This window comes from Micromonospora sp. BQ32 (assembly GCF_059358895.1).
The window spans coordinates 1-8033 of the sequence record NZ_JCADBI010000036.1 but is presented as its reverse complement, the minus strand read 5'-3'; the positions used below and the strand labels follow the sequence as shown (position 1 = coordinate 8033).

At 70.3% G+C, this 8033-nt stretch carries 7 protein-coding genes and 1 pseudogene; 5 read left to right on the top strand and 3 right to left on the bottom strand.

Features of this window, described 5'->3' with window-relative positions; translation table 11 throughout:
- Window positions 1–491: 491 nt before the first annotated feature.
- Complete coding sequence (locus tag AC5L30_RS32750; RefSeq protein WP_494872128.1) at window positions 492–833, top strand: hypothetical protein; 342 nt, start codon at window positions 492–494, stop codon at window positions 831–833.
- Window positions 830–1489 carry a nucleotidyl transferase AbiEii/AbiGii toxin family protein gene (locus AC5L30_RS32745; protein WP_494872127.1) on the top strand — a complete coding sequence of 220 codons (660 nt, stop codon included), beginning with the start codon at window positions 830–832 and terminating at the stop codon, window positions 1487–1489. Before AC5L30_RS32750 ends, AC5L30_RS32745 begins: the two co-directional genes overlap by 4 nt.
- Window positions 1490–1528: 39 nt before the next feature.
- Here the strand turns inward: AC5L30_RS32745 and AC5L30_RS32740 are convergent, their stop codons facing one another.
- On the bottom strand, window positions 1529–2431 hold the full coding sequence (locus AC5L30_RS32740; protein WP_494872125.1) for an SDR family oxidoreductase: 903 nt from the start codon (window positions 2429–2431) through the stop codon (window positions 1529–1531).
- A gap of 185 nt (window positions 2432–2616) precedes the next feature.
- Between AC5L30_RS32740 and AC5L30_RS32735 the strand changes: the two are divergent.
- A pseudogene (locus AC5L30_RS32735) lies at window positions 2617–4407 on the top strand (bifunctional metallophosphatase/5'-nucleotidase).
- Between the two features lie 57 nt (window positions 4408–4464).
- Here the strand turns inward: AC5L30_RS32735 and AC5L30_RS32730 are convergent.
- Entirely contained in the window at window positions 4465–4644 is a 180-nt protein-coding gene (locus AC5L30_RS32730) for a hypothetical protein (protein WP_494872123.1), read from the bottom strand.
- A 78-nt stretch (window positions 4645–4722) separates the two neighbouring features.
- Window positions 4723–5880: a geranylgeranyl reductase family protein gene (locus AC5L30_RS32725; protein ID WP_494872121.1), complete on the bottom strand. Its 1158-nt coding sequence runs from the start codon at window positions 5878–5880 to the stop codon at window positions 4723–4725.
- A 147-nt stretch (window positions 5881–6027) separates the two neighbouring features.
- Here AC5L30_RS32725 and AC5L30_RS32720 point away from each other — a divergent pair, with 147 nt between their 5' ends.
- Together AC5L30_RS32720 and AC5L30_RS32715 are read left to right on the top strand one after the other, a co-directional pair.
- Entirely contained in the window at window positions 6028–6264 is a 237-nt protein-coding gene (locus AC5L30_RS32720) for a hypothetical protein (protein ID WP_030491902.1), read from the top strand.
- 85 nt (window positions 6265–6349) lie between these two features.
- On the top strand, window positions 6350–7789 hold the full coding sequence (locus tag AC5L30_RS32715; RefSeq protein ID WP_494872119.1) for an MFS transporter: 1440 nt from the start codon (window positions 6350–6352) through the stop codon (window positions 7787–7789).
- Window positions 7790–8033: the final 244 nt, after the last annotated feature.

The following is an 8033-nucleotide window of genomic DNA, read 5'->3' as shown; positions in this document are numbered from 1 at the left end:
GTCATTCCGGGGCGGCCCACCTGCCGACACCCTCATCAAGGCGGTGCCTGCGGTCGTTCGTTCGGACTGTAACGACCGGGCGGAGGCTGGCATTCCAACCTGCGCGACCCCGGTTGCGGGTCGGCCGGTCGGTGGTGCTGCGATCGTCAGGGTGTGTAACGACCCCGACCCCGCCATGATTCCGGCCCACGAGTGCGGCCGGCCACGACCCACAACACCCAGCAACGGGCAAACCACCCAGACAGCACCGGGGCCACGGCGTCGAACCGGCCCTCACCCGCGTGATCCACTCGGGTTCACGAAAGTCGGGGCATCCCGGACGCCCGGACCCCCCGACATCAAAGAACCCGAGTCGATCACGACTAGCCGAGCGCGCCAGCCCCGCACAAACAGGACAAAAATCCCACCCGGCAAAGCCGCGGGCACGCCTGGAACAGCGCGCTGGGATCGTCCTGAGCGACACCGGCTGCGGTGGGCGTTACCCTGACACCATGCAGGCCGTCTCCCCCACCGCGACGGGCGTGGCTTTCCTGGCCCGTCCGGGTCGCCCTGCTGTGGTGGCGCGGACGCTCGCCGAGCTGACCGGTCCCACCCGAGGTGTGGTGGAGTTGCCGGTACGGCTGATGTGGAACGCCGAGCGCGCCTTCGACCTTGGCGACCCCGACCAGCTGCTCTGGATGTACGAGAACGTACTTCGCGAGACCACCCGCGCCGACGATCTGCGCGCTCTGATCAACGGGCGGACGCTGCGTCGGGTGTGGCGACTGCTCAACCTGCCTCGGGGCGTACGCCAGGCGTGGGAGAGCCGGCACCGCGGCCTGCGCGCGGCGTGATCGAACCTCATCTGCACGAGTTCTACCGGGAGGTGGCCCGGGTGGCGTTGGCGGCCGCCGGGCCGTACCGGTTCGTTCTGGGTGGTGGGGTGGCGTGGGCGGCGCACGGGCTGGTTGCCCGGCCGACGGAGGACGTCGACCTCTTCGCGGACGTGGAGGGCGCCGCCGCGGCGGCGTCCGCCGGAGTGCGGGTGGCCCTGGAGCGGGCCGGGTTCATCGTCAGCGACGCCGACCCGGACAGTGAGCTGGCCGAGCTGTTCGACGGGTACGAGCAGGACATGAAGGACTTCGTGGTGAGCCGCGACGGACGGCAGATCCGGCTCAGCCTCGCCCGGTTGGACCGCCAGCAGAGTCCGGTGGTGATGGACCTCGGCCCGGTGATGGACGTCCGTGACCTGGTGGCGAACAAGATCGCGGCGTTGGTCAACCGGCGGGAGGTACGCGACTTCATCGACGTGGCCGCGGCCCTCGACCACTACGACGTGACCGAGTTGTTGGTGCTGGCACGGCAGGTCGATCCCGCGCTGGACCCGGACGACGTGCGCGCCGCCGGCCGTTACCTGGACCGGCTCTCCGACCAGCGCTTCGGCCGGTACGGCCTGGAGGCCGCCGACGTCGCCGCGATCCGGCAACGCTTCGCCGCCTGGCCACGCTGACCGGGTGGGCATCCTGGCGGACGCCCACCCGGCGAGGGATCACTTGGTCGGTCGACCGCCGGTGACCCCCAGGATCTCGCCCGTCACGTAGCTGGACTCCTGCGAGGCGAAGAAGACATACGCGGGGGCCAGCTCAGCCGGCTGCCCGGGACGCCCCTCCGGGGTGTCGGTGCCGAACTGCTTCACCTTCTCCTTCGGCATGGTGGACGGGATCAGCGGCGTCCACACCGGGCCCGGCGCGACCGCGTTGACCCGGATGCCCTGCTCGGCCAGGTCGGCGGCGAGTGCCTTGGTGAAGTTGGCGATCCCCGCCTTCGTGGTGGCGTAGTCCAGCAGCTGCGGCGACGGGTCGAACGCCTGGATCGACGACGTGTTGATGATCGCCGACCCCTCGGCCAGGTGGGGAATGGCGGCTTTGCAGAGCCAGAACATGGCGTACAGATTGGTCTTGAACACCCGGTCGAACTGCTCGGTGCTGATCCCGAGGATCCCCTTGTCCTGCGACATCTGGTACGCCGCGTTGTTGACCAGGATGTCGAGGCCGCCCAGGTCGCGCACCGCCCGATCGACCAGTTCCTGGCAGTGCGCCTCGTCGGTGATGTCACCGCGTACCGCGACGCCCCGCCGGCCGGCGGCCTCGACCAGCCGGATGGTCTCCCGCGCGTCGGCGTCCTCCTCCTCGCCAAGGTAGGAGATGAGCACGTCCGCGCCCTCGCGGGCGAAGGCGATCGCGACGGCCCGGCCGATCCCCGAGTCGCCGCCGGTAATCAGCGCCCGTTTGCCGTCGAGCTTGCCGCTGCCCCGGTACGACTCCTCCCCGTGGTCCGGTTTCGGGGTCATCTCCCCGGTCGAGCCCGGCGCCGACTGCTGCTGTGCGGGCTGACCGGACTGCTGGCCGTACTGGCTGGTCGGGTCCTGCTGAGTGTGCTGGTCCTCGCTCACTGAAATCTCCTCGCTGCGCGCGGGAAGCGGGGCTCTCCCGCGAATGTCGTCCCCGACCGCCCTACCCTGCGTCGGCCTGCGGAAACCGCTGCACCGATCGGGGCTGGCGTGGCAGGAGCGACGGGTGCTGGTTATGGTGCGCAAGGCGCTCACGAGGCGCGTCCACCCCCATGGAAAGGCACGTCATGACCTCTCCCTCCGGCCCGTCGCGCCGCCAGGTGCTCGTCGCCGCGGCGGCCGCGGCGACCACCCCGCTGATCGCCGCCGCGCCCGCGCAGGCGGCCGGCAAGCCCCGGCCGCGCACCTGGGACCTCACCCTCCTGGGCACGTCGGACACCCACGGCAACGTCTACAACTGGGACTACTACCGCGACGCCGAGTACGACGACAGCAAGCAGAACGACATCGGCGTCGCGAAGCTGGCGACTCTGATCGACCAGATCCGTCGGGAGCGGCGCGGCAGGGCGACGCTGGTGCTCGACGCCGGCGACACGATCCAGGGCACTCCGCTGGCCACGTACTTCGCCAAGCAGGAGCCGATCACCGCCACCGGGGAGAGGCACCCGATGGCACGGGCTATGAACGTCATCGACTACGACGCGGTGACCCTGGGCAACCACGAGTTCAACTACGGTCTGCCGTTGCTGGACCTGTGGATCCGTCAGCTCGGCTTCCCGGCCCTCGCCGCGAACGCCGTCAACGCGAAGACCGGCTAGCCGGCCTTCCTGCCGTACGTCATCAAGAAGGTCTCCCTCGGTTTCGCCGCGCCGACCCTGCGGGTCGGCATCCTGGGGCTGACCAACCCCGGGGTGGCCATCTGGGACAAGGGCAACGTCGAGGGCAAGCTGCGCTTCGACGACATGATCGCGACCGCCGCGAAGTGGGTGCCGATCATGCGGGCCCGCGGCGCAGACCTCGTGCTGATCTCCGCGCACGGCGGGGACAGCGGCACCTCCAGCTACGGTCCCGAGCTGCCGAACGAGAACCCGGTGACGCTGATCGCCCAGCAGGTGCCGGGGATCGACGCGATCCTCTTCGGTCACGCGCACAACGAGGTGGTCGAGCGGTTCGTCACCAACGAGCGCACCGGCGCGCAGGTGCTGCTCTCCGAGCCGTCGAAGTGGGGCCAGCGGCTCACCCGGATGGACTTCACCCTCGCCCGTGAGCGCGGCCGGTGGACGATCACCAAGAAGGCCGCCACCATGCTGAACACCAACACGGTGGTCGAGGACCCGAAGGTGCTCGCCGCCGTCCGGGCCCAGCATCAGAAGACCGTGGCGTACGTCAACCAGGTCGTCGCCACGTCCACCGTGGAGTTGTCGGCGGCCGAGTCGCGGTACCGGGACACCCCGATCCTGGACTTCATCAACCATGTGCAGACCGAGGTGGTCGGCGCGGCGCTGGCCGGCACCGCGTACGCGGACCTGCCGGTGCTGTCGATCGCGGCGCCGTTCAGCCGTACCGCGGTCTTCCCCGCCGGCGACGTCAAGATTCGCGACGTGGCCGGCCTGTACGTCTACGACAACACCCTCGAGGCGGTCGTGCTCAGCGGCGCCGAGGTGCGCGCGTACCTGGAGTACTCGGCGAAGTTCTTCCGCACCCTCGCGCCGGGCGCCCCGGTCGACCCGGAGCAGATCAGTGACCCGGCAGTGCCGGACTACAACTACGACGTCTTCTCCGGCCTGGACTACGACATCGACATCTCCAAGCCCGTCGGGCAGCGGATCACCCGCCTGGTGCTGGTCGGCACCGAAACCCCGGTGGCGGACAACGCCCAGTTCGTGGTGGCGGTGAACAACTACCGGCGCAGCGGCGGCGGCAACTTCCCCGGCATCGTGAAGACCCAGGTCTACAACGCGCAGCAGGAGATCCGTCAGCTGCTCATCGACTGGGCGCAGGCCAAGGGGACGATCGATCCGGCCGACTTCTTCCAGCAGAACTGGCGTCTGGTACGCGAGGGCGTGCCGGTCTTCTGACCGCAGCGCAGCAGGAACGGGCCGTGGGTGGCGACACCCGCGGCCCGTCGCGCGTTGTCAGCCGGCGTGGCGCAGGTTCCAGTGGACCGGGTCGTCCAACACCTCGGGCCGATCGCTTCGTGATTCGGTCTCGGTCAGCTCGATCCGCTCGTCGGGACGGACGGCGGTTGGCAACTCCCCGAACCGTGCGTGGCGCAGGAACGCGTACTCGTCGTCGGTGAACGGCTGCTCGGCCATCGGTACCTCCTACTCTCCGCCATTGTCAGGCGGCTGGGCAGCTGAACACCAGCGTGTGCTCACACCGCGTAAAGCATCCTAGGATCCTGGGTGAATAGAAGAGGCCCGGCGCGGCGCGGATAGCCGATCCAGCACGCCGAGGGCGACCCGGATGGGACGGCGGCGCAGCATCTCGTCGAAGCTCGCCCGCCCCTGGCAGAACTGCACGAACATCCGCCAGCCCGGCGGGGTCGCCAACAGGGCGTGGAACACGTCCGGGCGGCGGGTGAACACGTCGAGCAGCCGGAACCCCGCCCGCATCTCCGGCAGCAGACCCTCGGCCACCGCCCGCTCGTACCCGGCCAGATCGCCGCCCGCGACCGCCGCCCCGGCCAACCCGCCGGAGCGCAACGCGAAGCTGATGCCCTCCCGGCTCCACGGCTCCAGCAGCCCCGCCGCGTCCCCCACGACCAGCACCCGGCCGTTGCGCAACGGTGAATCCTCCGCCCGGCAACGGGTCAGGTGACCGGAGTCGTGCTCCGCCGGCAACCCGGTCAGACCCAACCGGTCGACGAACCGCCGCAGGTAGTCGCGGGTCCCCTCCCCCGCGCCCCGACCGGCGATCACGCCGACGGTCAGCCGGTCACCCTTGGGAAACACCCAGGCGTACGAGCCCGGCATGGCACCCCAGTCCAGCAGCAGCCGACCCCGCCACCGCTCCTGCTCGGCGGGCGGCACCGGAATCTCCAACTCCAGACCCAGATCCACCTGCCGGTACCGCACCCCGACGTGCCGGGCGGTCACCCCGGACGAGCCGTCCGCCCCGATCACGGCACGAGCCGAGATCGTCGTACCGTCGGCCAGCCGCAGGCGTACCCCCTCGGGGTCCTGCTCGATCGCGCGGACCGCGACCCGCTCACGCAGCTGGGCGCCGGCGGCGACCGCCGCCGCGCGCAGCCGGTCGTCGAACTCCTCGCGGCGCACCATCGTCACCACCGAACTGTCGTTGCGGCGGGTGAACTCCCGACGACCGTCGCGGGTGAACGTCACCCGGTCCACCCGGTCGTGTGCGGGCACCTCGATCCGATCCTGAACGGCCGCCAGCGAGGTGCCGATCAGGCCACCGCCGCAGGTCTTGTACCGCGGGTGCACGGCTCGCTCGACAACAAGGGTGGAGACGCCCGCGCGGGCAGCGGCGTGTGCCGCGGAGAGCCCGGCGGGGCCAGCGCCGACGACGACGAGATCCCAAACGATCACGGAAGCAGCCTAGGGCACCGCCCGTGCGCGACCACCGGACCCGCCCATCGCCGCGACCGCCCGATCGGGTGTGCATCTTCGGTCACCGAGGGGGTAACCGGCGCACGGCAACCGCCACCACAGTGGCGGACGAGCAGAGGAGGAACCATGCAGCAGGTGCAACTGTCGGAGGCCGAGCAACGGGTTTACCAGGCGGTCACCACCCTGGAGGCACGTGGGCAGGTGCCCTACCCGGACCTGATCGCCGAGGAGTCCGGGCTCACCGAGGAGCAGGTGGGCAGCCCCCTGCACCTGCTCACCGAGAAGGGCCTGCTGCACCGCGAGGACTCACCGATGGCCGGCCTCGACTTCGGTCCCCGGTTCTGTGCGCGCCAAATGGCGTGACCGACGGAACCAGCCGGCACGGTTCGCCCCCCGAAGACCCGGGTAGCGGTCAACCATGGATGACCGAGGGTCGACGGGGGGCACGATGAGCGCGGCGCAGACGCCGCAGCCGGTGACCCCGGCCGAGAACCGACGACGCTGGCAGGCGGTCGGCGTCGGACTCGTCGCCGCGTTCATGACGCTGCTCGACGTGAGCATCGTCAACGTCGCCGTGCCCTCCATCGACCGGGCGCTGCACGCGTCGTCGAGCGACCTACAGTGGATCCTCTCCGGGTACGCGCTCACCTTCGGCCTGGCGCTGGTGCCCGCCGGCCGCTTCGGCGACGCCCGCGGTCGGCGCAACGCGTTCGTCTTCGGCATCGCGCTGTTCACCATCACCAGCGCGCTCGCCGGCATCGCCACCTCACCGACCTGGCTGGTCATCGCCCGACTGCTGCAAGGCGCCGCCGCCGGCATCGTCAACCCGCAGGTCATCGGGCTGATCCAGCAACTCTTCCGCGGACCCGAACGGGCTCGCCCGTTCGGGCTGCTCGGTGCCACCATCGGCATCTCCACCGCCGTCGGGCCGCTGCTCGGCGGGCTGCTCATCGCCATCGGCGGCGAGGAACACGGCTGGCGCTGGGTCTTCTTCGTCAACGTGCCCGTCGGCGTCCTCGCGGTGATCCTCGGCTGGCGGTTGCTGCCCGGCCGGCCCACCGGTCAAGCCGGCTGGCATCGACTCGACCCCGTCGGCGTCCTGCTGCTCGGCATCGGTGTGGTCGTGGTCCTGCTGCCACTGGTGCAGGAGCAGCAGTGGCAGACCCCCTGGAAATGGGCGCTCATCCCGGTCGGCCTGGCGGTGCTGGTCGCCTTCGGGCTCTGGGAGCGACGGTACGCACGCCACAACGAACCCCTGTTCGACCTTCGACTGTTCAGCTTCCAGTCGTACACCCTGGGCTCGATCCTGGCGCTCGTCTACTTCGGCGGCTTCACCGCCATCTTCTTCATCTTCACCCTGTTCCTACAGATGGGCCTCGGCTACAGCGCGCTCGTCGCCGGCCTGGCCATCACCCCCTTCGCCCTGGGCTCGGCGGCCGCCGCCGTGCTCGGTGGCCGCATCGTCAACCGCTTCGGCCGACCACTGGTCGCCATCGGACTGCTCACCGTCGTCGTCGGGCTCGCCGCCACGGTGATCGCGCTGCGCCTCTTCCCGGACGCCCCGGCGCCCTGGGTCACCGCCGGTCCTCTGCTCATCGCCGGCATCGGCAGCGGACTGGTGATCGCGCCCAACCAGACAATCACCCTCTCCCAGGTTCCGGTCGGGCAGGCGGGCAGCGGCGCGGGCATGCTCCAGACCGGTCAGCGGATCGGCGCAGCCGCCGGCATCGCCGCCGTCGGCTCGCTGTTCTTCTCGACGCTGGCCGACAGTCGCGGTGACTGGACCAAGTCCTTCGAGCAGTCCCTCATGCTGGCCTCCGGCATCATCGCGCTCGCGCTGATCACCGCGTTGATCGACATCTGGCGGAGCCACAACCACAAAAACTGACCGGGGTACGCCGCTGGCCGGCACCCCGGGTTGCGGGTGCCGGCCAGCGGTCAGTGTCGTGCGGTCGTGCGGTCTTGCGGTGCGTGCGGGGTGCGGGTCAGCTGTTCCAGTGCTGGGCGACGAGGTCGGTGGCCTGCTGCTCCCACTGGGCGTACGCGTCCGGGTACGCCGACACCTGCACCGTCTGCGCGGCGTCGGTCAGCGGCATGTCCTGCCACCCGTCGACCTGCTTGAGGCCCTTGAG